28 protein-coding genes are annotated in these 22,782 nt (G+C 52.1%); 19 read left to right on the forward strand and 9 right to left on the reverse strand.

The window, feature by feature from the left end; all coding sequences use genetic code 11:
* Positions 1-19: 19 nt before the first annotated feature.
* The gene (locus QFZ34_RS08265) at positions 20-1,537 is read left to right on the forward strand and encodes a helicase HerA domain-containing protein (RefSeq protein ID WP_307279515.1); all 1,518 of its coding nucleotides are present in this window, start codon (positions 20-22) and stop codon (positions 1,535-1,537) included.
* Here the strand turns inward: QFZ34_RS08265 and QFZ34_RS08270 are convergent, their stop codons facing one another.
* Entirely contained in the window at positions 1,538-2,239 is a 702-nt protein-coding gene (locus tag QFZ34_RS08270) for an HAD family hydrolase (RefSeq protein WP_115052427.1), read from the reverse strand.
* A gap of 128 nt (positions 2,240-2,367) precedes the next feature.
* Between QFZ34_RS08270 and QFZ34_RS08275 the strand changes: the two genes are divergently transcribed.
* The 3 genes from QFZ34_RS08275 to QFZ34_RS08285 all read left to right on the forward strand — a co-directional run bounded on the left by QFZ34_RS08275 (position 2,368) and on the right by QFZ34_RS08285 (position 4,699).
* Complete coding sequence (locus tag QFZ34_RS08275) at positions 2,368-3,237, forward strand: lytic transglycosylase domain-containing protein (protein WP_307279523.1); 870 nt, start codon at positions 2,368-2,370, stop codon at positions 3,235-3,237.
* 447 nt (positions 3,238-3,684) lie between these two features.
* The gene (locus QFZ34_RS08280) at positions 3,685-3,900 is read left to right on the forward strand and encodes a cold-shock protein (RefSeq protein ID WP_008124224.1); all 216 of its coding nucleotides are present in this window, start codon (positions 3,685-3,687) and stop codon (positions 3,898-3,900) included.
* 373 nt (positions 3,901-4,273) lie between these two features.
* Positions 4,274-4,699 (forward strand): BA14K family protein, encoded by a 426-nt coding sequence (locus tag QFZ34_RS08285; RefSeq protein ID WP_115052425.1) that lies wholly within the window; start codon positions 4,274-4,276, stop codon positions 4,697-4,699.
* A 40-nt stretch (positions 4,700-4,739) separates the two neighbouring features.
* Here QFZ34_RS08285 and QFZ34_RS08290 read toward each other — a convergent pair whose 3' ends face one another.
* The 3 genes from QFZ34_RS08290 to QFZ34_RS08300 all read right to left on the reverse strand — a co-directional run bounded on the left by QFZ34_RS08290 (position 4,740) and on the right by QFZ34_RS08300 (position 6,840).
* On the reverse strand, positions 4,740-5,384 hold the full coding sequence (locus QFZ34_RS08290) for an MBL fold metallo-hydrolase (RefSeq protein WP_307279528.1): 645 nt from the start codon (positions 5,382-5,384) through the stop codon (positions 4,740-4,742).
* Positions 5,385-5,500: 116 nt separating this feature from the next.
* Positions 5,501-5,812: a hypothetical protein gene (locus tag QFZ34_RS08295; protein WP_115052423.1), complete on the reverse strand. Its 312-nt coding sequence runs from the start codon at positions 5,810-5,812 to the stop codon at positions 5,501-5,503.
* A 137-nt stretch (positions 5,813-5,949) separates the two neighbouring features.
* A complete protein-coding gene (locus tag QFZ34_RS08300) occupies positions 5,950-6,840 on the reverse strand; it encodes a branched-chain amino acid aminotransferase (protein ID WP_307279531.1) in 891 nt (296 codons plus the stop codon).
* A gap of 245 nt (positions 6,841-7,085) precedes the next feature.
* Between QFZ34_RS08300 and QFZ34_RS08305 the strand changes: the two genes are divergently transcribed.
* The 3 genes from QFZ34_RS08305 to QFZ34_RS08315 all read left to right on the forward strand — a co-directional run bounded on the left by QFZ34_RS08305 (position 7,086) and on the right by QFZ34_RS08315 (position 9,802).
* Positions 7,086-7,589, forward strand: a complete 504-nt coding sequence (locus tag QFZ34_RS08305; RefSeq protein ID WP_307279534.1) for a MarR family winged helix-turn-helix transcriptional regulator — start codon at positions 7,086-7,088, stop codon at positions 7,587-7,589.
* A gap of 31 nt (positions 7,590-7,620) precedes the next feature.
* Complete coding sequence (locus QFZ34_RS08310) at positions 7,621-8,349, forward strand: response regulator (RefSeq protein WP_307279537.1); 729 nt, start codon at positions 7,621-7,623, stop codon at positions 8,347-8,349.
* A 157-nt stretch (positions 8,350-8,506) separates the two neighbouring features.
* Positions 8,507-9,802 (forward strand): sensor histidine kinase, encoded by a 1,296-nt coding sequence (locus tag QFZ34_RS08315; RefSeq protein WP_370878832.1) that lies wholly within the window; start codon positions 8,507-8,509, stop codon positions 9,800-9,802.
* Positions 9,803-9,816: 14 nt separating this feature from the next.
* Here the strand turns inward: QFZ34_RS08315 and QFZ34_RS08320 are convergent, their stop codons facing one another.
* Both QFZ34_RS08320 and QFZ34_RS08325 read right to left on the reverse strand, forming a co-directional pair.
* Positions 9,817-10,152 carry a tRNA-binding protein gene (locus QFZ34_RS08320; RefSeq protein ID WP_115052419.1) on the reverse strand — a complete coding sequence of 112 codons (336 nt, stop codon included), beginning with the start codon at positions 10,150-10,152 and terminating at the stop codon, positions 9,817-9,819.
* 38 nt (positions 10,153-10,190) lie between these two features.
* Positions 10,191-10,691 (reverse strand): type III secretion system chaperone family protein, encoded by a 501-nt coding sequence (locus tag QFZ34_RS08325; protein ID WP_115052418.1) that lies wholly within the window; start codon positions 10,689-10,691, stop codon positions 10,191-10,193.
* A 549-nt stretch (positions 10,692-11,240) separates the two neighbouring features.
* Here QFZ34_RS08325 and QFZ34_RS08330 point away from each other — a divergent pair.
* Complete coding sequence (locus QFZ34_RS08330) at positions 11,241-11,414, forward strand: hypothetical protein (protein ID WP_307279543.1); 174 nt, start codon at positions 11,241-11,243, stop codon at positions 11,412-11,414.
* 17 nt (positions 11,415-11,431) lie between these two features.
* Here the strand turns inward: QFZ34_RS08330 and QFZ34_RS08335 are convergent, their stop codons facing one another.
* Entirely contained in the window at positions 11,432-11,728 is a 297-nt protein-coding gene (locus tag QFZ34_RS08335) for an accessory factor UbiK family protein (protein ID WP_115053225.1), read from the reverse strand.
* Positions 11,729-11,897: 169 nt separating this feature from the next.
* Between QFZ34_RS08335 and lgt the strand changes: the two genes are divergently transcribed.
* From lgt to QFZ34_RS08390, 11 genes are all read left to right on the forward strand, one after another.
* Positions 11,898-12,749 carry a prolipoprotein diacylglyceryl transferase gene (gene lgt, locus QFZ34_RS08340; RefSeq protein ID WP_307279546.1) on the forward strand — a complete coding sequence of 284 codons (852 nt, stop codon included), beginning with the start codon at positions 11,898-11,900 and terminating at the stop codon, positions 12,747-12,749.
* A complete protein-coding gene (locus QFZ34_RS08345; protein ID WP_307279548.1) occupies positions 12,746-13,828 on the forward strand; it encodes a class I SAM-dependent methyltransferase in 1,083 nt (360 codons plus the stop codon). Before lgt ends, QFZ34_RS08345 begins: the two co-directional genes overlap by 4 nt.
* Positions 13,829-13,895: 67 nt before the next feature.
* Positions 13,896-14,687: a peptidoglycan editing factor PgeF gene (pgeF, locus tag QFZ34_RS08350; RefSeq protein WP_307279552.1), complete on the forward strand. Its 792-nt coding sequence runs from the start codon at positions 13,896-13,898 to the stop codon at positions 14,685-14,687.
* A gap of 4 nt (positions 14,688-14,691) precedes the next feature.
* On the forward strand, positions 14,692-15,843 hold the full coding sequence (locus QFZ34_RS08355) for a M24 family metallopeptidase (protein WP_307279555.1): 1,152 nt from the start codon (positions 14,692-14,694) through the stop codon (positions 15,841-15,843).
* Between the two features lie 62 nt (positions 15,844-15,905).
* Positions 15,906-16,511 carry an RAD23 family protein gene (locus QFZ34_RS08360; RefSeq protein WP_115052413.1) on the forward strand — a complete coding sequence of 202 codons (606 nt, stop codon included), beginning with the start codon at positions 15,906-15,908 and terminating at the stop codon, positions 16,509-16,511.
* Positions 16,512-16,655: 144 nt separating this feature from the next.
* A complete protein-coding gene (locus QFZ34_RS08365) occupies positions 16,656-17,588 on the forward strand; it encodes a ribose-phosphate pyrophosphokinase (RefSeq protein WP_008124277.1) in 933 nt (310 codons plus the stop codon).
* A gap of 214 nt (positions 17,589-17,802) precedes the next feature.
* Positions 17,803-18,441, forward strand: a complete 639-nt coding sequence (locus QFZ34_RS08370) for a 50S ribosomal protein L25/general stress protein Ctc (protein WP_115052412.1) — start codon at positions 17,803-17,805, stop codon at positions 18,439-18,441.
* A 24-nt stretch (positions 18,442-18,465) separates the two neighbouring features.
* The gene (gene pth, locus QFZ34_RS08375; protein WP_307279560.1) at positions 18,466-19,185 is read left to right on the forward strand and encodes an aminoacyl-tRNA hydrolase; all 720 of its coding nucleotides are present in this window, start codon (positions 18,466-18,468) and stop codon (positions 19,183-19,185) included.
* Between the two features lie 12 nt (positions 19,186-19,197).
* Positions 19,198-20,301 (forward strand): redox-regulated ATPase YchF, encoded by a 1,104-nt coding sequence (gene ychF, locus QFZ34_RS08380; protein WP_115052410.1) that lies wholly within the window; start codon positions 19,198-19,200, stop codon positions 20,299-20,301.
* Positions 20,302-20,309: 8 nt separating this feature from the next.
* Complete coding sequence (locus QFZ34_RS08385) at positions 20,310-20,774, forward strand: MaoC family dehydratase (protein WP_307279564.1); 465 nt, start codon at positions 20,310-20,312, stop codon at positions 20,772-20,774.
* The gene (locus QFZ34_RS08390) at positions 20,771-21,244 is read left to right on the forward strand and encodes a MaoC family dehydratase (RefSeq protein WP_162802459.1); all 474 of its coding nucleotides are present in this window, start codon (positions 20,771-20,773) and stop codon (positions 21,242-21,244) included. The genes QFZ34_RS08385 and QFZ34_RS08390 overlap by 4 nt, the downstream gene beginning before the upstream one ends.
* 24 nt (positions 21,245-21,268) lie before the next feature.
* Here the strand turns inward: QFZ34_RS08390 and QFZ34_RS08395 are convergent, their stop codons facing one another.
* The gene (locus QFZ34_RS08395) at positions 21,269-21,814 is read right to left on the reverse strand and encodes an adenine phosphoribosyltransferase (RefSeq protein ID WP_115052408.1); all 546 of its coding nucleotides are present in this window, start codon (positions 21,812-21,814) and stop codon (positions 21,269-21,271) included.
* An 83-nt stretch (positions 21,815-21,897) separates the two neighbouring features.
* Positions 21,898-22,767, reverse strand: a complete 870-nt coding sequence (locus QFZ34_RS08400; RefSeq protein ID WP_115052407.1) for a cytochrome c1 — start codon at positions 22,765-22,767, stop codon at positions 21,898-21,900.
* Positions 22,768-22,782 lie beyond the last annotated feature (15 nt).

Raw genomic sequence — 22,782 nt, forward strand, 5'->3', positions numbered from 1 at the left:
TATCAAGACTGGAGAAGCGATGAAGGTCGATATCGACATGGGAGCAGCGCCAGCAGGCGCAAAGGCCATGCTCGACCTTGAAGAGCTTTTGGCAACACGCTTGCTTGTTCAGGGCAATTCGGGTTCTGGAAAGTCTCATCTTCTGCGCCGCCTTCTTGAACAGAGCGCGCAATGGGTTCAGCAATGCGTCATTGACCCAGAAGGCGATTTTGTCACGCTGGCGGACAAATATGGTCATGTCGTTGTTGATGGAGCTCGTACGGAGAACGAGCTGACACGGATTGCCGCCCGCATCCGCCAACACCGCGTATCGGTGGTTCTGGATCTTGAGGGTCTGGATGTAGAACAGCAAATGAGATGTGCCGCAGCCTTTCTTGGCGGGCTATTCGATGCAGAGCGAGACTATTGGTATCCAATGCTGGTCGTCGTGGACGAGGCCCAGCTATTTGCACCAGCCGTAGCTGGTGAAGTTTCGGACGAAGCTCGTAAACTTTCGTTGGGCGCGATGACCAATCTCATGTGCCGTGGACGCAAACGCGGCCTAGCCGGAGTGATCGCAACCCAGCGACTGGCGAAGCTTGCAAAGAACGTAGCTGCAGAAGCATCCAATTTTCTAATGGGGCGCACATTTCTCGATATTGATATGGCGCGGGCAGCAGATTTGTTGGGTATGGAACGTCGCCAGGCAGAGCAGTTTCGTGATCTGGCTCGGGGTCATTTCGTGGCGCTAGGGCCTGCTTTATCACGCCGACCGCTTCCGGTTACAATTGGAGCCGTCGAGACATCAGCGCGCTCTTCCAGCCCCAAGCTTACCCCTCTTCCCCAACCGGGTGACGATGCCCGTGATCTTATATTCATACCAGCTCCGGAGGAGCGTCGCGCTGTGGTGCGCAAGACGCACACGCCACCTGCCCCCACCCCCACAGCGGATATCCTCAACCAGCTGACCCAAGCCAAGGCTATGGCGCAGGCAGAGTCGCCCACGCCAACCTTGTTTCCTGAAATCGACGAGGCCGAACGCAACAGTCTTATCGAGGCGGTCATGCATGAAATGCTCAATGATCCCGACGCGTCCTTCCGCACCGACGCCGTATTGTACCAAGATTTTCTTGTCCGCTGCCGCATTCGCCGCGTTCCGGGAGATCAGCTCTCACTCCCCGCATTTCGGCGCAAATTGGCTGTCGCACGCGCTGGAATTGATGGAGAGACCGCTCAAAGCGAGCCCTGGCAGCAGGCACTGGAACTTTCAAAGAGCCTGCCAGACGATGTTCAAGGTGTTTTCTTTATTGTGGCTCAAGCGGCCGTTACGACGAGTCCATGCCCTTCTGATGCAACGATAGCGCGAGCCTACGGTACGCACTCGGCCCGCCGTGCGCGACGGCTGCTTACCTATTTTGAGGAACAGGGCTTGGTCGTTGTACGTACTGATTTTACGGGTAACCGCGTGGTGGCGTTCCCGGATTTAGGCTGCGAGACAGCAGCGGGCGATCCCAACGGACCGGACGAACAGACCCAAGAACAATACGCGGCTGAATAATCAGCCTATCTCCTCAAGGAGAGTAGTGAGCTGGCCTAGATGTTCTATCTGGCGAAATCGCGGATTCTCGATCGGGGCTTCAACATGCTCCAGCACCCAAGTAAGTTCGTGGGGCACGAATATGCCCCACGCTCCAGCTTCAATCGCGGGAACGATGTCGGATTTTAGTGAATTGCCGATCATCAAACCCCGCTCGGCACCGTTGCCATGCCGGCTGAACACACGCTCATATGTACCGGTGTCCTTGTTACTGACGATTTCAATTGCATCAAAGAAATCTCCCAGTCCGGATTGAGCCAGCTTGCGCTCCTGATCGAATAGATCCCCTTTCGTGACCAACACCAGCTTGTAGCGCCCAGTCAGTTGCTCAAGTGTTTCCGCCACATGGGGTAAAGTTTGAACCGGATGACGCAGCATTTCACGCCCGGCATCAAGGATTTCGGCGATAATTGTTGCGGGCACCTTTCCCTCAGTTACCTCTACGGCTGTTTCGACCAATGAAAGTGTAAAGCCCTTGATCCCAAATCCATAGGACTCCAGATTGCGTTTCTCGACCTCAAGCAGCCTCTGAGGTAGATCGGCGATATCAGCATAGGGCGCCAAGAGATTTGCAAAATGCTTTTCTGACGAACGAAAAAACTGCTCATTCTCCCAGAGCGTATCGTCTGCATCAAAACCAATCGTTGTAACGGAGAGCGGCATAACATTTCTCTTCAATCTGGATGGCTACACTGGCCATCCGGTAGCAACGGAATCGTAAACCAGTACCTTTTATCAGAAATATAAGCGTGCTTAATGCTCAATATCGTTCTCCAGGTTGAAAGGCCATTGTGACCCGTTACAGATTGATTGCCGTACTTGTGGCAGGCGGTGTTTTAGCCGCCTTTGATGCATTTGCTGCGGACAATCCGTCTGTTTCAATTCCGGCTGCACCGTTACCACCCAGCGTTACCCAGATTTGCGCAGCCATAGCGACGAATGCGGATGGTCATGGTGTTCCTCGGGACTTTTTTGCCAGACTGATCTGGAAAGAGAGCCGGTTTGACGTGTCCGCAACAAGCCCAGTCGGAGCGCAAGGGATCGCACAGTTCATGCCCGGAACCGCAAAAGAGCGCGGCCTCGCCGACCCTTATGATTTTTTGCAGGCGCTTCCGGCTTCAGCTAAACTATTGAAAGACCTACGAAAAGCATTTGGAAACTGGGGTTTGGCTGCCGCTGCCTATAATGCAGGCCCCACAAGAGTTTCCCGTTGGATATCCAATGGAGGCTTCCTCCCCCTGGAAACCGAAGAATATGTGCTCGATATAACTGGAATTTCGGCAGACGATTTTTCAACCGGTGCCGAAATCAAGAAGCTTCCGCTCAACAGCAAACTCAATTTTGACGCTGCTTGCAGACAGCTGCCAATCGTGCGGTTTGCGACAGTCTCGATGGCGCAGATCAAGCCAAAGCCTTGGGGTATCCAGATCGCCGGAAATTTCAGGCAATCTGCGGCCATACGTCAGATGCAGCGATTAAAGCGAAACTTCCCCACCATTCTCGACAAGCATGAACCGATCATCAGCCGGAAACGTTCAGCTATGGGCAGGCGCGGAATTTACGCGGTCCGCATCGGTGCCGATAGCCGCGGGGAAGCCAACCAAATCTGCGCACAACTGCAAAGTGCTGGTGGCGCCTGCATCGTTACGCGTAATCGTTGACGCCGAAGCAATTTTATTGGCTAGCCGTTAGCCGAAAATGCGGAGCACCGCGAGATACTCTCTATAAGCAAAACTTGCTCTAGCTCGCCACGTAACAGGCATAGGTTTGCAACATACATATAACGACGTAATTTCTACATGCCTTGCTCATAGCGGCAACGCATTTCTACCTATTCACTCAAGTGGTAGAAAAACTTTTGCTTGCCAAAAAAGACTTATTCTAGCAGTCTCAAAGCGTTCGGGCATCTATGAACACTGGAAGACTGGAAGAACGGCGCGCCGGAACCGCAAGAATACCGGGTCGGGAGCAATCCCGGCAATGATCGGCTCCTTTCCTGAATTCGAGAATTGCCTGCATGACCTCCGTCTGAAGTAAGTACAGAAGACGGCACTACCAATCCCGCAAACCCGGAGGGGAACGCGGTAATTTAGAAAAAGGAACTGAGCATGGCACAGACCGGTACGGTCAAATTCTTCAACAGCGAAAAAGGTTTTGGCTTTATCAAGCCGGATGACGGAGCAGCGGATATTTTCGTTCACATCTCTGCAGTACAGGCATCCGGGCTTACAGATCTTGCAGACAATCAGAAAGTTTCGTTCGATACAGAGCCAGATCGCCGTGGTAAGGGCCCAAAAGCAGTGAATATCTCGATTACAGAGTAAATTCTGTAACCGCACTGCCATTTTAGCCCGCCAAACGGGGCGGGCCTGAGCGATCTATGCTTGAATAACATTTGTTGAAATCCCCTTTTCGCACGGGGATTTCAATCTTCTTGACCAAGAATTTGAAACCAACTCGTCAGATTGGTTTCAAGTATCTTTATCGCGCCTTGGAATTGCTGAAATCATGTGTCCTGTTCCCCCCTCCGGAACAATGTTTGACTGGATCAGCAAGGAACAAACTGCCTTGGTCGCCGTTCAGCCTGCATTCATTCTGAGATGGTTAAAACAGCATTACGGTTGGCGGTCCAGGTGATCGCGACCCAAAATAATCAAGCGGCGTAGAAAATCGCCAAGATGCTTCAAGGAGGCACAGATGAATAAGGGTATGAAAATTGCCATTCTTGCAACTGCTGTAGCTGCGACCGTCATCGCACCACTGTCGTCAGCGTCAGCTGATCATCGCTGGCGGCATTATGATCGTGGTTATCGTCATCATCACCGCGGCGGCGACGCTCTGGCCGCCGGTGCTATCGGGCTTGCAGCCGGTGCGCTGATTGGTGGTGCACTTGCGCAACCGCGCGAACCGGAAGTGATTTATCGTGACTATGACGACCGTCCCACATACAGGGCTCCGGTTCGAGTGTACCGCCAGGTCGAAGCACCGCGCTATTATGGATCCGCTCAGCCTTGGACTCGCGCTTGGTATCGCTATTGCACGGATCGTTATCGGTCTTTCAATCCGGAAACAGGAACATTCCGCGGCTATGACGGACGTGACTATTTCTGTAACGCCAACTAAATTTTGAACTAAAACCGCCGGTCATTCCGGCGGTTTTCATTTATTCGTTCAAGAACGGATTGGTACGACGCTCTTCCCCAAATCTTCCACCCGGACCGTGACCGCAGATAAACCCGATATCATCCCCCAGCGGCAGAAGTTTTGTCGTGATTGAATTGATTAACACAGCGTGATCGCCGCCAGGCAGATCAGTCCGTCCAACGGAACCGTTAAAAAGCACATCTCCAACGTGAGCGAACTTGGCTTTCTTATTGTAATATACAACGTGACCAGGAGCATGTCCCGGACAATGCAGGACTTCAAACAAATGATCACCAAACGACACTGTGTCCCCGTCGCTTAGCCAGCGATCCGGTGTGCAATTGCGCACATTCCCCGAGATTCCGTATTGAAGCGCCTTTTCTTCCAAGCTTTCCAATAAAAAACGGTCGGCCTCATGCGGTCCAACAATATCAACAGCCAGTGCTTCTTTCATATCCATGGCACCAGCGGCATGATCAATATGACCATGGGTCAGCCAGATTGCCTCGATTATGATCCCATTTGACTGAATGGCGTGAAGCACCTGATCATTGTCCCCACCCGGGTCAATAAGCACACCCCGCTTGTCATCGCTGTCGAAAAGAATGGTGCAGTTTTGTTGAAAGGCCGTGACGGGAATAATACCGGCCTGCAATTGTCCCATAATATCTAAATCCTATGTCATTCACTGATCAAACCGCAAAGAACCTAATGTAACAGCATACCAAATGAAAAGGGCGGTCTAAGCGACCGCCCCAACAAATCTTCATCTAGCAATGATCAGGTCTTGGCCATTGAGTTCTTTATGGCTCCCACAATTGCGGTCAAGATGATACCGCCAATACCACCGCCTGCAATTTGGCCGACAATAGCACCAATATCGAGCCCGGAAGATGCAACCGCATCCGCAACGACTGCTGCGCCACCTGCACCCAGATATTGGGTTAGATAACCACCAATCAATCCGCCAACACCGCCTGCGACAGTATTACCGGTTGTACCAAGGCTGAGATTTTTAAGAAGACCGCCGACAATATTGCCGCCGACACCACCAGAGATAAGCTGGATAACGATAGGAAGAAGCGCTTCCATAATGGACACCCCGTCAACGTTTCAACGTCAGACTCATGCCTGACATACATCATGATGACTAAGTTTTAAGCAATGTCAAACAGCCTGATACCACAATCGATTTGTATCAGGCTTGTAATGTTGACCGAAAATTGCGGTTATTCTGCTGCGACTTTCTTGGGCGTTACTTCTGCAGCGTAGTCATTCATCAAGTTAATGGCGATTTCGCCTACCGTGAATTTGTATGAACCAATCTCAGATACGGGCGTAACTTCAGCAGCAGTTCCTGTCAGGAAACATTGCTCAAAGTCTGCCATCTCTTCGGGCATGATTACCCGCTCGATAACTTCATAACCTCTGCGCTTGGCAAGATCGATAACCGTACGCCGCGTAATCCCGTCCAGGAAACAGTCAGGTTTTGGCGTATGAATTACGCCGTTCTTCACGAAGAACACATTGGCCCCCGTCGCCTCAGCCACCTGCCCGCGCCAATCCAGCATCAATGCATCTGCATAGCCTTTGGCTTCAGCCGCATGCTTTGAGATTGTGCAGATCATGTAAAGACCGGCAGCCTTTGATTTAGAAGGCGCGGTCTTGGGATCTGGACGGCGGTATTCAGCCATATCGAGCCTGATACCCTTCAGCTTTTGCGCTGGATCAAAGTAGCTCGGCCATTGCCAGATCGCGATCGCAACATTGATCTTGTTCGCTTGCGCCGAAACGCCCATGGACTCGCTTCCGCGCCATGCAATCGGACGCACATAAGCATCTTGAAAACCCTGCTTCGCCAAAAGCTTCCGGCAGGCATCGTTAAGCTCGTCAACAGAATAGGGAATCGTAAAGCCAAGAATTCGCGCGGATTCGTGCAACCGTTCCGTATGTTCGTTCAGCTTGAAAATTTCGCCACCATAGGCACGCTCACCTTCAAACACAGAGCTTGCATAGTGGAGGCCATGTGTAAGTACATGGACCTTTGCATCTGTCCAGCGAACAAATTCGCCATTCATCCAGATGTAACCTTCAAGCTGATCGAATGGAACGGATGCCATGTTTTCCTCCAGGCCTTATCCTGATGTTTTACGGGGATTTGCCTTCCGCCAACTGGTCCCGCTTCCCAATTGGTGTACCATTGCCCTTCAGCACCAATAGGCGTTTCATTACGGAAAGTTTCCAGAAACACGTATTGGCTTTTCGATTCATTCAAAATGCAGCCAACAGCTTGCCAAAAATTATCAGCAGTCTAAAATTAAGTCAACAACGCTGACATAATCTTTTCCAAGACCGGGGACCTTGCATGAAATCTTATACACCAGATAGGCACATTGAGACAGCCCTGACCGAGCAGCACGCCAAGGAACTCGATATTATCGAGCTGTTCTTCTTTGCCTATCGCGACTTTACCGCCGACCCGGATATGATACTGGAAAAGCTTACTTTCGGGCGGGCGCACCACCGTGTTCTCTATTTCGTCAATCGAAAGCCCGGCATGACCGTTGCAGAATTGCTGGAAGTTTTAAAGATCACCAAGCAAAGCTTGGCACGCGTTCTCAAGCAATTGATCGACACCGGCCACATTGTGCAGATACAAGGGCCGCGCGATCGGCGGCAGCGCGAACTCTACCCCACGCATCAGGGGCGTGAGCTTGCACTTGAATTGGCAGCACCGCAATCACGCCGCATTGCCAATGCATTGGAACAGCTCGATCCAAGCGACCGGGCGGTGATTGAGCATTTTCTCAAAGCCATGGTAAATCCCGCACAGTGGCAACAGATCGACAGCCTGCCGAAGTCAGGATAGATATAGGTTCCACTTGGTGAAGAGGGGATGCATGGTACAGGATACAGAAAAAACACCCGTTAGCAGCGATCTCGCGCTGTCGGACGATGCCCCACATTTGCTGATCGTTGATGACGATACCAGAATTCGAAATCTACTGTCCCAATATCTGACAGGCAGCGGCTTTCGCATTACGGTAGCGGCCAATGCCGACGAGGCAAGACGAAAGCTTGCCGGCATAGATTATGATCTGCTCATCCTCGATGTTATGATGCCGGGCGAAAGCGGTATCGCTTTAACTCAGGCTCTGCGTCAGGAAAAAAACGTTCCGATTCTCATGCTTACCGCGCTCTCGGAAACAGACAGCCGCATTACCGGTCTCGAAGCAGGCGCAGACGATTATCTGCCCAAACCATTCGATCCGCGTGAACTGATACTCCGCATCAACAATATTCTGCGGCGTGGCGCTCCCGCTACACAGGCGAAGATCGAGCAAATCGTATTTGGACCCTACACATTCGTCATCGCAAAACGCGAGCTGAAACGGTCAGGGGATTTGATTCGTCTCACCGATCGCGAACAGGACATCATGGCGATTTTCGCTGCCCGCGCGGGTGAAACTGTTCCACGTCACGAACTGACCGGACAGGAAGGAGACGTAGGTGAGCGGACAATCGACGTTCAGATAAATCGCCTGCGTCGCAAGATCGAGAACGATCCTGCAAATCCGGTTTGGTTGCAGACAGTACGAGGCGTTGGCTATAAGTTGAGTGTTGAATAACGAACACGCAAAGCAGGAAGCGCAAGCGGATATCGATGTAATGAGCCCCCCGGACGCCGCAGATCGCGCATTGGCCGTGAAGAAACGCCATTGGCGGCGCAAACGAAGCACATTGCTTGGTCCTTGGCGAAAGCTGACGCGTTGGCTGGCCCGCTGGATGCCCAAAAGGCTCTATGCCCGTTCGTTGATCATCATCATTGCGCCAATGGTGCTGTTACAATCGCTTATTGCGTTTGTGTTCATGGAACGCCATTGGCAGACAGTGACTCAGCGTCTTTCGACTGCCGTGGTGCGGGATATTTCCGGCATCATTGATCTGATGGACACGTTTCCCCAAGATTCGGGCTACGAGAACCTGATCCGCATTTCGCGCGAACGTTTAGCTCTTAACATATCCATATTGCCACCCGACCCGCTCCCCGCGCCCGGTCCCAAACCGTTCTATTCCATTCTCGACAATATTCTGAGTGAAGAAATCACCAAGCAGATTAATCGACCGTTCTGGATCGATACGATCGGGGATTCGGATTTGGTGGAAATTCGAATACAACTCGAGGACAAGGTTTTGCGCGTCTTTGCACGACGTAGTCAGGCTTATGCATCCAACACGTTGATCTTCCTGGTATGGATGGCTGGTTCAGCCCTTGTGTTGCTGGCTATTGCGATCCTGTTTCTGCGCAATCAGATTAAACCAATCCAGCAATTGGCCACTGCCGCAGACAGTTTCGGCAAAGGACGAGCACCGCCACCAAACTTCAAGCCCCGCGGCGCCGAAGAAGTGAGGCGCGCTGGTGCGGCCTTTATTGTCATGCGTGAACGTATCGAAAGGCAAATTGAGCAGCGTACAACAATGCTCAGCGGCGTCAGTCATGACCTGCGAACCATTTTGACCCGCTTTAAGCTCCAACTGGCGCTGGTGAGCAACAGGGTCGATACCGAAGCGATGGAACAAGACATAGACGACATGCAGTCAATGCTAGAAGGCTACCTTTCATTCGCACGGGGCGAGGCTGACGAAGAGACCGGCGTCTTCAATCTTGAGCGCCTATTCGCCAAACTCAAGGAAGAAGCGATACTGCTCAAACGGGGATTCACCTCTACCATTCGCGGACAACCGGAAATTCATGTCCGCCCCAACGCGTTTTCGCGATTGATTACCAATCTTGTTTCAAATTCCTTCCGCTATGCGCAGAATGTTTTTGTCGCAGCCGATCATCGCGATGGCTGGCTGATACTGACCATCGATGATGATGGGCCAGGTATCCCGAAAGAAATGCGTGATGAGGTCTTCAAACCATTCTTCAGGCTTGACCAGGCCCGCAACCAGGACGCAGGCGGCACTGGCCTGGGACTTGCAATCGCCTTGGATATCGCTCGTAGCCATGGCGGCGATATTACGCTTGAAGACAGCCCTAAGAACGGCTTACGTGCGATAGTCAAAGTTCCAGCCTGACGAGAAGACGTCGCTTAAAACAATTTACCGCCATTCGGAACCGTATGGCTCACGGTAGCTAGAACAACGTCACCGGCTTCATCGGGAAAACCAAGCGTCAATACCTCTGACATGAAGGGACCGATCTGGCGTGGCGGGAAATTGACCACAGCCATGACCTGCTTTCCCCTTAGCTCTTCCAATGTGTGTCGCTTGGTAATTTGGGCGGAGGATTTTTTGATACCGATCTCTGAACCAAAATCGATCCGTAATTTGAATGCGGGCTTACGCGCTTCGGGGAATATTTCCGCCTCTATAATAGTCCCGACGCGAATATCGACTTTCTCGAAATCATCAAAACTGATGGTCATGATTTCTCAACTCCACCGCCTAGCCCATTTCAGGAAAATCAGGCTGATCCAACGGTTTCGAACAAAATGCTGTCGAGCGATTCCCGCGCTGTTGAGCCGGACCAGACGACAAACTGGAAAGCCTGGAAATAGGTTTCGCATGCATCGAGCGCACTCGAAAGCAAAACTTCAACCTGTTTACTGGTAGGCTCGGCACCGCCGGAAAGAAGCAGGGACTGGCGATACATGACCGCACCCTCCTGCCTCCAGAGATCAAAATGTCCCATCAGCAATTGCTCATTGACCAATGAGAGAAGCCGCATCACTTCATTGATGCGAGGCTCGCTGATGGCGATATCGAAAGCACAGGCCAGATGCAGGGCTTCAAAGTCTTCCATCCACGAAAAGGATATCTGGTAATCGGTCCAGCTACCTTCGACCGTAATCGCAATCTCATCTTCACCGGTGCGCTCAAATGCCCATTCGTTTGCATGGGCAACGTGCTCGATCACATCTACGGGATGTAAGTCACGCGCAATCTCTAGTTCCAGAAGGCTCATCGCCATTACCTGCTAAATCGAATCTCGTATAACGCTGCGGGAGATACAGCGCACCCAAACCAAGCACACCAAATGTTTTCTGCACGTCAACATAGACCCACGCTGAATGCGGTAACATTTTTTAAACTCACCGGCAGGCAGAACACACCAACCGGGTTGCGGCCATGAACTTACGGACCGCTGCATGAACACTGAAACGAATCATGCAGTAATTTCAGTGTATTGATGCTGAGTCACAGCGCCAGTCCCCTTTTGACCAATTGACGAGAATGGGTGTGGACAGAAGTTAGGAAAAAGATTCACTTGGTCGCTTTAACTGACTCTAAGGAAACAGTTTTCGGCGATTTCCACCTGTTGATAAATACTTAAGATTTATTTTGGGGATAGTGGTCCGCGGGAGAGAAAAACGACCAAATCGGGACTATCAGCGGGCCCGAATGGATTAGGGTCTAAAAAACTTCGTCATATAGTCGATATCAAAACGTCTTAGCTTGTTATTTCCAACGCGGCTCTCGCGGGAGTCTGGAACGGTCAAACAGGAGAACGAGCATGTCCGATGCAACTGAACCAACAGTCAAAGCCGTACAAAAAAACGATGATGGCAACTGGTATTATGTCGTCACTAAAGACGGCGTAGAAGGACCGAAGGTCGGCCCTTATGATACGGAAGAAGAGGCAATCGCCGACGGTGAAGAAAGCCTGGCCGAAGACGACATTGCCTAGATAATTTCAAAAAGGCACTAAGCCTTTTTGGCACGCGATGAGGTGGGCTTCGCCGATTCGTCCTTTTTGCCAACCAGCGCCTCCAAGGCCTCGATACGTGCTTGGAGGGCTGTATTCTCCGCCCGGGCCCTTATTGCCATTTCACGCACAGCTTCAAAATCTTCACGCTGGACAACGTCCATTGTATTGAGCAGACGCTCCGCCTGACCTCGAAATGCGGTTTCAACTTCGCGGCGCACGCCTTGGGCAGCACCGGCAGCATCTGTAACGAGCTTTGCCAGTTCATCGAGAACGCGATTTGATCCATTGGTCATTGCAGATACCTTTCTGGTTTCACCATTCAAATAATGACCACTTATAATGATTGCAAGCAAGTTAGCGCTAAGCCAGCCCGCACAAATGTTACCGCAGATGCGGCTTGACGCCTATCACGCCCTCGCGCATGGTCCCGCAAAATCGAGAAAACCGAGACGGAGTGTCCTTGTGAGCGAGCTACTTGTGCCGACATTTGCTGCGATAGCTTTCCCCGAGATCGATCCGGTTATCTTTTCCATAGGTCCCATAGCGGTACACTGGTATGGACTTGGCTATGTGGTCGGTATTCTTTTTGCTTGGTGGTACGCCAAGAAACTCATCAGCAAGCCACGACTTTGGGCAAACAATACCCCGCCAATGAAGCCCATAGATCTCGACGATTTCGTCTTGTGGGCCGCACTGGGTGTAGTTCTGGGTGGCCGTATTGGCTACATTCTCTTCTACGATTTTGCCAAATACATCGCCAATCCTTTGGACATATTCAAGGTTTGGGAAGGCGGAATGTCATTTCATGGCGGCATGCTGGGCACGACACTCGCAATGGTACTTTTTGCCCGCTCGCGCAAAATCAATATATCCAGCATGCTTGATACTGTTGCCGCCGGTGTACCGGTCGGCCTTGGTCTCGTTCGCGTAGCAAACTTTATCAATAGTGAGTTGTGGGGCCGAGAGACAGATGTGCCGTGGGGAATGGTTTTTCCGACGGGAGGACCTGTAGTACGTCATCCAAGCCAGCTTTATGAAGCCGCACTTGAAGGTATCGTGCTGTTTGCGGTGCTTGCAGTACTGATCTTCTATGGCCGCAAACTAAAAAGCCCCCGTTTTATCTCGGGCACATTTGTGGCGCTCTATGGATTGTCTCGTATTTTTGTCGAGTTTTTCCGCGAGCCGGATGCTCAACTCGGCTATCTTTTTGGCGGCTGGTTGACGATGGGCATGGTGCTTTCAATCCCAATGGTCATTATTGGTCTGGCGTTTATCTTGTCCGCGCGCAACCCTGAGGTAAAAACGCAACGATGAGTTTAAAGCAGCGCATTATCCGGCAGATCGAGACAACGGGTCCGATCAGCGTGGCAGATTATATGGCTTTGTGCCTGTTCGATCGGGATAATGGCTACTACACAACACAAGAACCCTTCGGCAGAAGTGGCGATTTTATCACCGCCCCGGAAGTCAGCCAAATGTTCGGCGAACTCATTGGTGTCTGGTGCGTTGGAGCCTGGCAAGCACTAGGGTCTCCGCAACATTTCAGCCTTTGTGAAGTGGGGCCCGGCCGCGGGACCTTAATGAACGATCTTTTACGCACCGCCGGAAAAATTTCGCCCGCCTTTATGAAGGCGGTCAAGGTAATAATGGTTGAACTTAGCGAGCGGCTGACCAAAATTCAGCAAGAAGCGCTGGCGCAGCACACAGCAGACATCGAATGGCGTAAAACTATCGCCGAAATTCCGGCGAACCCGCTGATCCTTGTTGCCAATGAACTTTTCGACGCAATCCCATCAAGGCAATATGTGAAATCAAATGGTCGCTTTGTCGAAAGAATGGTTTCTGCCGACAGTGAGGGCAATCTGTTTTTTGCTGCAGGCTCTGGTTCTCTTGAAAAGGCCCTGTTGCCCGGCAGCAGCGATACTGCGGCAGATGGCAGTATTTTCGAAATCGCTCCCGCTCGCAACGCGCTCATGCATCAGATCGCCAACCATATTTGCCGCGAACGCGGAGCAGCATTGCTTGTTGATTATGGCCACCTGGAACAAGGTTATGGCGACACTTTGCAGGCATTGAGCCAGCACAGGCCGATCAATGCCCTTAGCACGCCGGGCGCAGCGGACATAACGACACACGTCGACTTTCATAGTCTCGCGCAATCTGCCCGTGCTGAAGGGTGCAAATCCAGCGCAATGACACAAGGCGATTTTCTCATTGCCATGGGGTTGTTGGACCGCGCCGGTGCTTTAGGGCAAGGCAAATCTCCCGACGTTCAGGAGCAACTGCATATTGATGTTGAACGTCTAGCCGGACCCACCGAGATGGGAACCTTATTCAAGGTTCTGTGTATAACAGATCCTGCCACCCATACATTTCCTTTTCAGACAAAATGAAACGGAAGATTGACTTCGTCCGAGAGCTAAATCACCATCCGCAGCCTTTGGGAGAAACCACTCCACGATGAACACGTACGAAAAACCAGCACCACTGCGTTCTTCCCTGCTGGGCTCACCCGGGCAAAACCGAATCGATCATGGATTTTTCACCAGAAAAGGTGGTGTCTCTGATGGTATTTATCGCGGCCTGAACGTCGGTAGCGGCTCCAATGACAATCAAGTCAATGTCACGGAAAACCGACGGCGGGTTGCAGAAACGTTAGGCGTGCCACTTTCTCAACTTGTGACGGTGCATCAGGTGCATTCGCCGGACGTCATAACCGTGACGTCTCCCCTCACTGGAGACCGGCCCAAAGCCGACGCTATGGTAACGGCCACGCCCGGTATAGTGATAGGCGCATTGTCGGCCGACTGCGGTCCAATTCTTTTCGCCGACCCGGACGCTGGGGTCATCGGCGCGGCTCATGCCGGTTGGCGTGGCGCCATTGGTGGCGTGCTGGGCAACACGGTCGAGGCCATGATCGGGCTTGGTGCCAAACGTGATCGTATCCAAGCTGTTCTGGGACCTACCATTGGTCCCGACAATTACGAAGTGGGCCGGGAATTCTACGAGCAATTCGTCTCAACGAATTCGTCATTCAGTAAATTTTTCCGCGAATCAACCAATGAAAACCATAAGATGTTTGATCTTTGGGCATTCATAATCACACAGCTTGAGCAAGCAGGTGTAAATGCTTCAGCACTTGAACTGTGTACCTATGCTGATGAAGACCAGTTCTTTTCCTATCGCCGCACCACGCACCGCAACGAACCAGATTATGGCCGGCAGATATCGGCCATTACAATTACGGAGTAGCATTATGGGCCTTCATTTCGAACCGGAAGAATTCAATGCGCGCCGTGATCGTTTGATGATGGTCATGGCCGAGCAAAAGCTTGATGCGATCCTGCTCTTTGCACAGGAAAGCATGTATTGGTTGACCGGCTACGATACTTTTGGCTTTTGCTTCTTCCAATGCCTCGTTGTCAAAGCCGATGGTAGTAATGTGCTGATGACCCGCTCGGCCGATTTGCGGCAGGCGCGGCAGACCTCCAATATTGAAAACATCATTGTTTGGGCAGATCGGGACAATGCCAATCCGGCGGCGGATTTGCGCGAACTGCTTAATGACCTTGATCTGCTGGGCTGTCGCATCGGTATTGAATATCAAACCCACGGTCTAACGGCGGCCAATGGTCGAAAGTTGGATGAGCAGCTTGCAGCCTTTGGCCAACTCGTGGATGCATCCGGACTTGTGGACAAGCTTCGTGTTCTCAAGAGTCCAGCTGAAATCGTCTATAGCCGCAAGGCTGCCGAACTCGGCGACGATGCTCTCACCGCAGCTTTGAACCTAATAAAGGCAGGCGCGGATGAAGGCGCCATTCTAGCTGCCATGCAGGGAGCAATTTTTGCTGGCGGCGGCGATTATCCGGCCAACGAATTCATCATCGGTTCGGGCGATGATGCATTGCTCTGCCGTTATAAGGCTGGCAGGCGCAAGCTTACCAAAAACGACCAGCTGACGCTCGAATGGTCGGGTGTCTATCGACATTATCATGCGCCAATGATGCGCACCGTCCTGACGGGCAAGGCATCGAAACGCCACCAGGAGCTTTACGACGCTGCACTCGAAGCGCTGCAGGCTGTTGAAGCGGCCATGACGCCGGATTCCACCTTTGGTGATGTGTTTGATGCGCATGCCAAGGTAATGGAAGAGCACGAGCTGACCCGCCACCGCCTCAATGCATGCGGCTATTCAGTCGGCGCCCGCTTCACGCCGTCTTGGATGGACATGCCCATGTTCTATTCGGGCAACCCTGAACGTATCCAGCCGGATATGACCTTGTTCGCCCATATGATTATCATGGACTCCGACAGCAATACGGCCATGACATTGGGCCAGACCTACCTTACAACCAATGGCAAGGCGGAAACGCTTTCACGCCAACCTCTTGACTTGATCGTGAAATAAAACTTTTGTCAGCTTTGCTTATCAAGCCGCTTTTGCGGTTGCTTAATGGGGTTTGAGTGAAGATGAAGTTGCGTAACGCACTGACTTGCACCGTCACCGCTTTCATGATGATCGTTTTGAGTGGGTGCAACAGCTCTGAAAATACCTTGGGCGTCACCAAATCCGATCTGCCACCGGCGCAAGGTGGTGCAACAGGAGCGCCGGGAACTGATCCGGCAGCGGCTCCTGTGCCAGGCAATACGCCAACCACAGGTACGGCTCCGGCCGCCACCGGAACTGCAATGCCTACAGGTGTGTCGCAGACCGCTAAACTGCGTTTTGCGCCTATTGTTGGCGCACCTATTGCCGCTGCTACACCACTGTCCCAACGCCTCTCGGCACTTGCCAAGCAAAAAGGTATCGTTTTGGGCACCGCTGGCGATACGGACAATACCCACATTATGAAGGGCTATTTCTCTGCCCTGCCCGATGGCAATCTGACCACGATAATCTACGTGTGGGACATCCTTGATCCGGCGGGAACACGCCTTCATCGCATACAAGGGCAAGAAAAAGTGCCCGGCGGTGCGGCTGATCCATGGAGTTCCGTGCCAGCAGCAACGATGGAAGGCATAGCTGACAAAGCAATCGGCGGCTATCTATCGTGGGTTTCAGGCTCCAAGACGTGACATATTTACACGTTTGAGGGCTTAACCTTGTCCAACTGTGCATGAATCGACTCTGCCCGCTTGCAATGTGCGTCAGTCACAGTAAAAGGCGCGCCATACCCTTATTTTGGCTGACGCTCTGAAAAAGACGTGAGGAAATACAGCATGAAACTCTTCGCGGGCAATTCCAATCGCGTTCTCGCTGAATCTGTAGCCAAGTATCTTAATATTCCACTCGGCAAAGCAAGTGTACGGCGTTTCGCCGATGAAGAGATTTTCGTCGAGATTCAAGAGAATGTTCGAGGCGAAGATGTCTTCGTCATGCAATCCACGTCCTACCCGGCAAATGATCATCTGATGGAACTGCTCATCATGATCGATGCCTTCCGTCGTTCGTCGGCAAAACGTATCACGGCGGTTCTCCCCTATTTCGGTTATGCCCGCCAAGACCGTAAACCCGGTCCGCGCACGCCAATCTCCGCGAAGCTCGTGGCTAATCTGATCACCGAAGCTGGTGCAAATAGAGTTCTGACGCTTGATCTGCATGCTGGCCAGATCCAGGGCTTCTTCGATATCCCGACTGACAATCTTTACGCCGTGCCAGTTATTGCCCGTGATGTTCGCTCCCACTACGGCACTTCAAACGTGATGGTCGTATCTCCTGATGTCGGCGGTGTGGTCCGCGCCCGCTCATTGGCAAAGCGCATTGATGCGCAGTTGGCTATTGTTGACAAGCGCCGCGATCGTCCGGGCGAATCCGAAGTGATGAATGTCATTGGTGATGTCAGCGGCAAGGACTGCCTGCTGTTCGACGATATTGTTGATTCGGGCGGCACGCTTTGCAACGCTGCCGAAGCGCTACTCGCAAAAGGCGCAACAAGCGTTACTGCTTATATAACGCATGGCGTACTTTCAGGCGGCGCGGTTGCCCGCATCACCGGCTCCAAGCTGAAGGAACTGGTTATAACTGATTCCATTCAGCCAACCCCTGCCGTCAATGCTGCCCATAATATCCGTGTATTGCCCATTTCTGATCTGATCGGCGAAGCAATTGCACGTACCGCATCGGAAGAGTCGGTTTCCAGCCTGTTTGATTGAGGTTGCTACGCTCATAACTTGCACAATCGTGATCTTTCCGTTATAGAGCCGCCATCCGCGTAGACACCCTTGGAGGCAACGCGGAATGAGGCGGCCAATCATCTGTTACGGGATCTCTCGTTGGGATGGCCTTTGGGCCGCTTCATGTTTTTTGGATTGTCATTCATTTGACCTTGCAGGAACACTCCAGATTTGAACCTCGAAAGGAAATGCCATGAGCGAAGCATACGAGCTCAAGGCCGAGGCGCGCGAACGGGTTGGTAAGGGGTCCGCCCGAGAAATTCGCCGCAACGGTAAAGTGCCAGCAGTCATCTATGGTGACAAAAAGGCGCCAATCTCGATTACCCTCGACTACAAGACGCTGTACTACAAGATCCATGGCGGCGGTTTCAAAACCACCATTGCCAACATCATTCTTGACGGCAAGTCGATCCAGGTCCTGCCAAAGGACTACCAGCTTGATCCGGTCAGCGACAAACCAGTTCACGTTGACTTCCTGCGTGTATCGGCCAAATCGGTCGTAAACGTACATGTGCCGATTCACTTTCTTAATGACGAGCTTTCGCCTGGCATTAAGCGCGGCGGCGTTCTCAACATCGTTCGTCACGACGTTGAGCTTCATGCGCCAGCCAATGCCATTCCGGAAGCAATCGAAATTGATTTGACCGGCAAGGTTATCGGCGATTCGATTCACATTTCTGATGTTACCCTGCCAAAGGGTGTGACACCGGTTATTCAGGATCGTGACTTCACCATTGCTACCATTGCTGCTCCTGCCGTTCTCGCTGCTGAAGACGAGACAACGGAAGCCGCAGTTGAAAGCACTGAAGCAGAAGAAAAAGAAGGCGAATAATCGCCTTTACAGGGAGCTGGTCGCGTGCTGCTCATTGCAGGTCTTGGCAATCCCGGCTCTCAATATGCCTATAACAGGCATAATATTGGTTTTATGGCGGCGGATGAAATACACCGCCGCCATAATTTTTCGCCTTGGGCGAAAAAGTTTCAGGCACTCATCGCCGACGGCATGATCGACGGCGAAAAGATAATTCTGATCAAACCGCAAACCTTCATGAATCTTTCCGGTCAGTCGATTGGTGAAGCCATGCGCTTCTACAAACTTGGCCTTGGCGATCTTACCGTTATTTATGACGAACTTGATCTCGCCGCCGGGAAAGTTCGTGTGAAGGTTGGGGGCGGTTCTGGCGGACACAATGGAATAAAGTCCATTGATGCACATATTGGCAAAGATTATCGCCGCGTTCGTATTGGTATAGATCATCCGGGTGTCAAGGAACTGGTCACACATCACGTGCTTGGCAATTTTGTGAAGTCGGACTCCGAGTGGCTGGAGCCAGTGCTCGATGCGATTGCTGTCAATGCAGACTATATCGTCAAAAAAGACGATGCTGGCTTTATGAATCGCGTTGCTCTGGCCACCGGCGGAAAGCCTGAGAAAACACAAGTTGAAAAGTCTGTTGCAAAACCGGCCAGTCAAAGCCATATCCGGCAGGCTCGGGTTCAAAAACCGACAGTTAACATTCCAAAATCCGGCCCTATGGCCGACATGCTGAACAAGCTCTTCGGCAAGAAAGAATAAGGATCGCACATTATGGGTTTCAAATGCGGCATCGTTGGCCTGCCAAATGTTGGCAAATCCACGCTTTTCAACGCGCTGACAAAGACCGCCGCTGCCCAGGCTGCGAATTATCCCTTCTGCACCATCGAACCCAACACGGGTGAAGTTGCTGTGCCGGACCCGCGCCTGCAAGCAATCGCCAAGATTGGCAAGTCAGCGAATATAGTACCAACTCGTATCAGCTTTGTAGATATTGCAGGCCTCGTGCGTGGTGCTTCCAAGGGTGAAGGACTTGGCAATCAATTCCTCGCCAATATCCGCGAAGTCGATGCGGTCGTGCACGTGCTGCGTTGTTTCGAAGATGACGATATTACGCATGTTGAAGGCCGCATTGATCCCGTTTCCGATGCGGAAACCGTCGAAACAGAACTGATGCTCTCGGATCTCGAAAGCCTTGAGCGCCGCATCGTCCAATTCAGGAAGCGCGCGAGCAGCAAAGATAAGGAAGCAATGACATTGCTTCCCGTGATGGAAGAGGCGCTCGCATTGCTTCAGGATGGCAAACCCGTCCGTTTCATGCTGAATGGCATAGCCGCCGAAGACCTTGAAATATTGCAGGGCCTAAATCTCCTCACGTCAAAGCCAGTGCTTTATGTTTGTAACGTAGCCGAGGAAGACGCCGCTACTGGCAATGAACACACCGAAGCGGTCGAAGAGATGGCCACTGCGCAGGGTGCTGAAACCGTCGTCATATCCGCAGCCATTGAAGCAGAAGTCGCTCAACTTCCCGAGGAAGAGGCCAAGGAATATCTGGACGCTATGAACCTTGATGAGCCTGGCTTGGACCGCCTTATCCGGGCCGGCTACAAGCTTTTGCATCTCATTACCTATTTCACAGTTGGTCCAAAGGAAGCGCGTGCCTGGACCGTTGAACGCGGTTCTAAAGCGCCTCAAGCGGCTGGCGTCATCCACACGGATTTCGAGCGGGGCTTCATTCGCGCGCAGACGATCGCCTATAATGACTATGTGACGCTTGGTGGCGAAGTCGCAGCCAAGGAAGCCGGTAAAGCCCGTGACGAAGGTAAGGAATATATCGTGCAGGACGGCGACATCATGCTGTTCCGCTTCAACACATAGAGGCAATGATGAGTGAACCCCGCTACGCATTTGAAGATTTTGCTGTTGGCAGCGAATGGCCGCTGGGTTCAAAGATAGTCGACGCTGGCGAGATCATCGATTTTGCCAGCCAGTTCGATCCTCAACCATTCCATTTGGACGAAGCAGCAGGCAAAGCAAGCATCTTAGGCGGCCTTGCAGCGTCGGGTTGGCATACAGTCTCAATGTTCATGCGTATGATGTGTGACGCCTATCTCCTCGACTCGACCTCGCAAGGAGCACCAGGAATAGACTATGCGAGATGGCGTGCACCAGTACTTGCCGGTGACACGCTGACCGGCAAGACAACCGTCATCGAAAGCCGGGTATCCAAGTCCAAGCCTTCACTTGGCTTTGTGGTTTTACACCATGAAGTTTTCAATCAGGATGGCGTGCTCGTATGTGAACTGCAAAACACCGGCATGTTTTCCTTGCGGGAGCCATTGGCATCATGAGCAACGACATTGAAGCCCACATCGGTGTCGAAATGGACCTGGGCAGCCATACATTCGGTGCGGAAGAAATTATTACCTTTGCCAAAAAATACGATCCGCAGCGATTTCACGTTGATCCCGAAGCTGCCAAGCATAGCAATTTCGGCGCGCTTTGTGCATCAGGTTGGCACACGACAGCCATCTGGATGCGGCTTAACGTGGAGAGCATGAAAGCCCTTATTAAAGAGGCTATGAAGCGCGGCGAACAACCGCCAACATTCGGCCCCTCGCCCGGATTTGAGAACCTGAAATGGTTGAAGCCGGTCTATGCCGGAGACACAATCCGTTTTACCCGAACCGTGAATAGCGTGCGTACACTTCAATCACGTCCCGGCTGGTCGATGATGCAGATGTCCTCAGCGGCCTATAATCAGAATGGCATCCGCGTGATGGAATTCGACAGCGCCGCTCTTATTGCCCTGCCTGACTAATTCGCCACCAACATAAGACTTTTGTTAGTGGCCGTCAAAATCGATCAATGTGCGAACGTTTACGCCAAGCGCCTCTAGTTTCTTTCGGCCGCCCAGCTCCGGCAGATCAATAACAAAACAGGCAGCGACGATATCGGCGCCCAGTTGTTGCAAGAGCTTTACTGCCGCTTCTGCGGTGCCGCCGGTTGCAATGAGATCATCGACAAGCAAAACTTTTTCGCCAGGGATAATGGCGTCCCTGTGCATTTCCATCTCGTCCAGCCCATATTCAAGGCTATAGGCAATGCGCACAGTATCATGGGGCAGCTTGCCCTTCTTGCGGATAGGTACGAAGCCAGCTGATAACTGATGCGCCATCGCCCCGCCTATGATGAAGCCCCGCGCTTCGATGCCTGCAATCTTGTCGACTTTGCCGCCGGCATAGGGATGGACCAATTCATCAACGGCGCGGCGGAAGGCTCGCGCATTGCCAAGGAGGGTTGTAATGTCACGAAACATGACACCCTGTTTTGGATAGTCCGGAATGTTCCGGATGGAATTGACCAAGGTCTGCTTCAGACTTGAATCCATCTCATGATTCCTTTGCTTCTTTGCCATACCCACAAAAGAAAAGGGCGCATTGCGCCCCTTCCACGATCAATACTATCAACCGCTCAATGCGGAACGTCAGACCAAATCCGGCGCTTGGCCAGATAAACCAGACCCGCAAACAAGATCAGAAAGATCATGACGCGGAAGCCGGTCTTCTTGCGCTCTTCCAGATGCGGCTCAGCAGCCCACATGAGGAACGCTGCGATATCTTGTGAATATTGCGACAAGGTCGCTGGCGAACCATCATCATAGGTCACCTGTCCGTCTTGCAGAGGCTGTGCCATTGCAAGCGATTTGGCGGCAATGAAGTAGGGATTATAGTGCGTTCCCTCTGGAATCTGCATGCCTTCCGGCGGCGTCTGACCATAACCCGTCAAAAGCGCGTGGATATAATCCGGACCACCTTCCTGATATTGAACCCACGGTGCGATGTCATACAGGAATTGCGGGAAACCGCGTTCAACTGAACGGGCCTTTGCGATCAGCGAGAAATCGGGCGGAGCAGCGCCACCATTGGCGGCGGCGGCAGCTTGAACATTTGGAAATGGCGATGGAAAATGGTCGGCAGGAATGGCCTTGCGGTTAACAATCTCACCATCGGCATTCGGTGCATCCGGCACTTCATATTCGGCAGCGAAGGCTTTTACCTGAGCTTCGTTGTAACCCAACTCTTCCAAAGCGCGGAATGGAACCAAGCTCATGGAATGGCAGGCCGAGCAAACTTCCTTATATATTTTCAAGCCGCGCTGCAGTTGCTGCTTGTCATAATATCCAAAGGGGCCGGAAAAGGTCCACTTCATTTCTTCCGGATGCTTGATCGGGAAATGCGTTGGCTCCGCTGCGTGGTTAGCTTCTTCTGCCGCCTTCGCACCACTGAAAGCCAGCATTGTACCGAGACCGGCAGCGGCAAGACCGAGGAGGATTTTTTTCATGGTTGAGTCCTTCAC

The sequence above is a fragment of the Phyllobacterium ifriqiyense genome (genome assembly GCF_030817885.1).
GTDB classification, from domain to species: Bacteria; Pseudomonadota; Alphaproteobacteria; order Rhizobiales; family Rhizobiaceae; genus Phyllobacterium; species Phyllobacterium ifriqiyense.

Bases quoted from the DNA above. Each gene is read 5' to 3' on its own strand.
- QFZ34_RS08280 (WP_008124224.1), top strand. From the start codon at position 3,685: ATGGCACAGACCGGTACGGTCAAATTCTTCAACAGCGAAAAAGGTTTT.
- QFZ34_RS08395 (WP_115052408.1), bottom strand. From the start codon at position 21,814: ATGGATTCAAGTCTGAAGCAGACCTTGGTCAATTCCATCCGGAACATT.
- QFZ34_RS08310 (WP_307279537.1), top strand. From the start codon at position 7,621: ATGGTACAGGATACAGAAAAAACACCCGTTAGCAGCGATCTCGCGCTG.
- QFZ34_RS08360 (WP_115052413.1), top strand. From the start codon at position 15,906: ATGAAGTTGCGTAACGCACTGACTTGCACCGTCACCGCTTTCATGATG.
- QFZ34_RS08345 (WP_307279548.1), top strand. From the start codon at position 12,746: ATGAGTTTAAAGCAGCGCATTATCCGGCAGATCGAGACAACGGGTCCG.
- QFZ34_RS08385 (WP_307279564.1), top strand. From the start codon at position 20,310: ATGAGTGAACCCCGCTACGCATTTGAAGATTTTGCTGTTGGCAGCGAA.
- ychF (WP_115052410.1), top strand. From the start codon at position 19,198: ATGGGTTTCAAATGCGGCATCGTTGGCCTGCCAAATGTTGGCAAATCC.
- QFZ34_RS08285 (WP_115052425.1), top strand. From the start codon at position 4,274: ATGAATAAGGGTATGAAAATTGCCATTCTTGCAACTGCTGTAGCTGCG.
- QFZ34_RS08265 (WP_307279515.1), top strand. From the start codon at position 20: ATGAAGGTCGATATCGACATGGGAGCAGCGCCAGCAGGCGCAAAGGCC.
- pgeF (WP_307279552.1), top strand. From the start codon at position 13,896: ATGAACACGTACGAAAAACCAGCACCACTGCGTTCTTCCCTGCTGGGC.
- QFZ34_RS08300 (WP_307279531.1), bottom strand. From the start codon at position 6,840: ATGGCATCCGTTCCATTCGATCAGCTTGAAGGTTACATCTGGATGAAT.
- QFZ34_RS08390 (WP_162802459.1), top strand. From the start codon at position 20,771: ATGAGCAACGACATTGAAGCCCACATCGGTGTCGAAATGGACCTGGGC.
- QFZ34_RS08290 (WP_307279528.1), bottom strand. From the start codon at position 5,384: ATGGGACAATTGCAGGCCGGTATTATTCCCGTCACGGCCTTTCAACAA.
- QFZ34_RS08295 (WP_115052423.1), bottom strand. From the start codon at position 5,812: ATGGAAGCGCTTCTTCCTATCGTTATCCAGCTTATCTCTGGTGGTGTC.
- QFZ34_RS08315 (WP_370878832.1), top strand. From the start codon at position 8,507: ATGCCCAAAAGGCTCTATGCCCGTTCGTTGATCATCATCATTGCGCCA.
- QFZ34_RS08320 (WP_115052419.1), bottom strand. From the start codon at position 10,152: ATGACCATCAGTTTTGATGATTTCGAGAAAGTCGATATTCGCGTCGGG.
- QFZ34_RS08270 (WP_115052427.1), bottom strand. From the start codon at position 2,239: ATGCCGCTCTCCGTTACAACGATTGGTTTTGATGCAGACGATACGCTC.
- QFZ34_RS08365 (WP_008124277.1), top strand. From the start codon at position 16,656: ATGAAACTCTTCGCGGGCAATTCCAATCGCGTTCTCGCTGAATCTGTA.
- QFZ34_RS08400 (WP_115052407.1), bottom strand. From the start codon at position 22,767: ATGAAAAAAATCCTCCTCGGTCTTGCCGCTGCCGGTCTCGGTACAATG.
- QFZ34_RS08330 (WP_307279543.1), top strand. From the start codon at position 11,241: ATGTCCGATGCAACTGAACCAACAGTCAAAGCCGTACAAAAAAACGAT.
- QFZ34_RS08305 (WP_307279534.1), top strand. From the start codon at position 7,086: ATGAAATCTTATACACCAGATAGGCACATTGAGACAGCCCTGACCGAG.
- QFZ34_RS08355 (WP_307279555.1), top strand. From the start codon at position 14,692: ATGGGCCTTCATTTCGAACCGGAAGAATTCAATGCGCGCCGTGATCGT.
- QFZ34_RS08335 (WP_115053225.1), bottom strand. From the start codon at position 11,728: ATGACCAATGGATCAAATCGCGTTCTCGATGAACTGGCAAAGCTCGTT.
- QFZ34_RS08370 (WP_115052412.1), top strand. From the start codon at position 17,803: ATGAGCGAAGCATACGAGCTCAAGGCCGAGGCGCGCGAACGGGTTGGT.
- QFZ34_RS08325 (WP_115052418.1), bottom strand. From the start codon at position 10,691: ATGAGCCTTCTGGAACTAGAGATTGCGCGTGACTTACATCCCGTAGAT.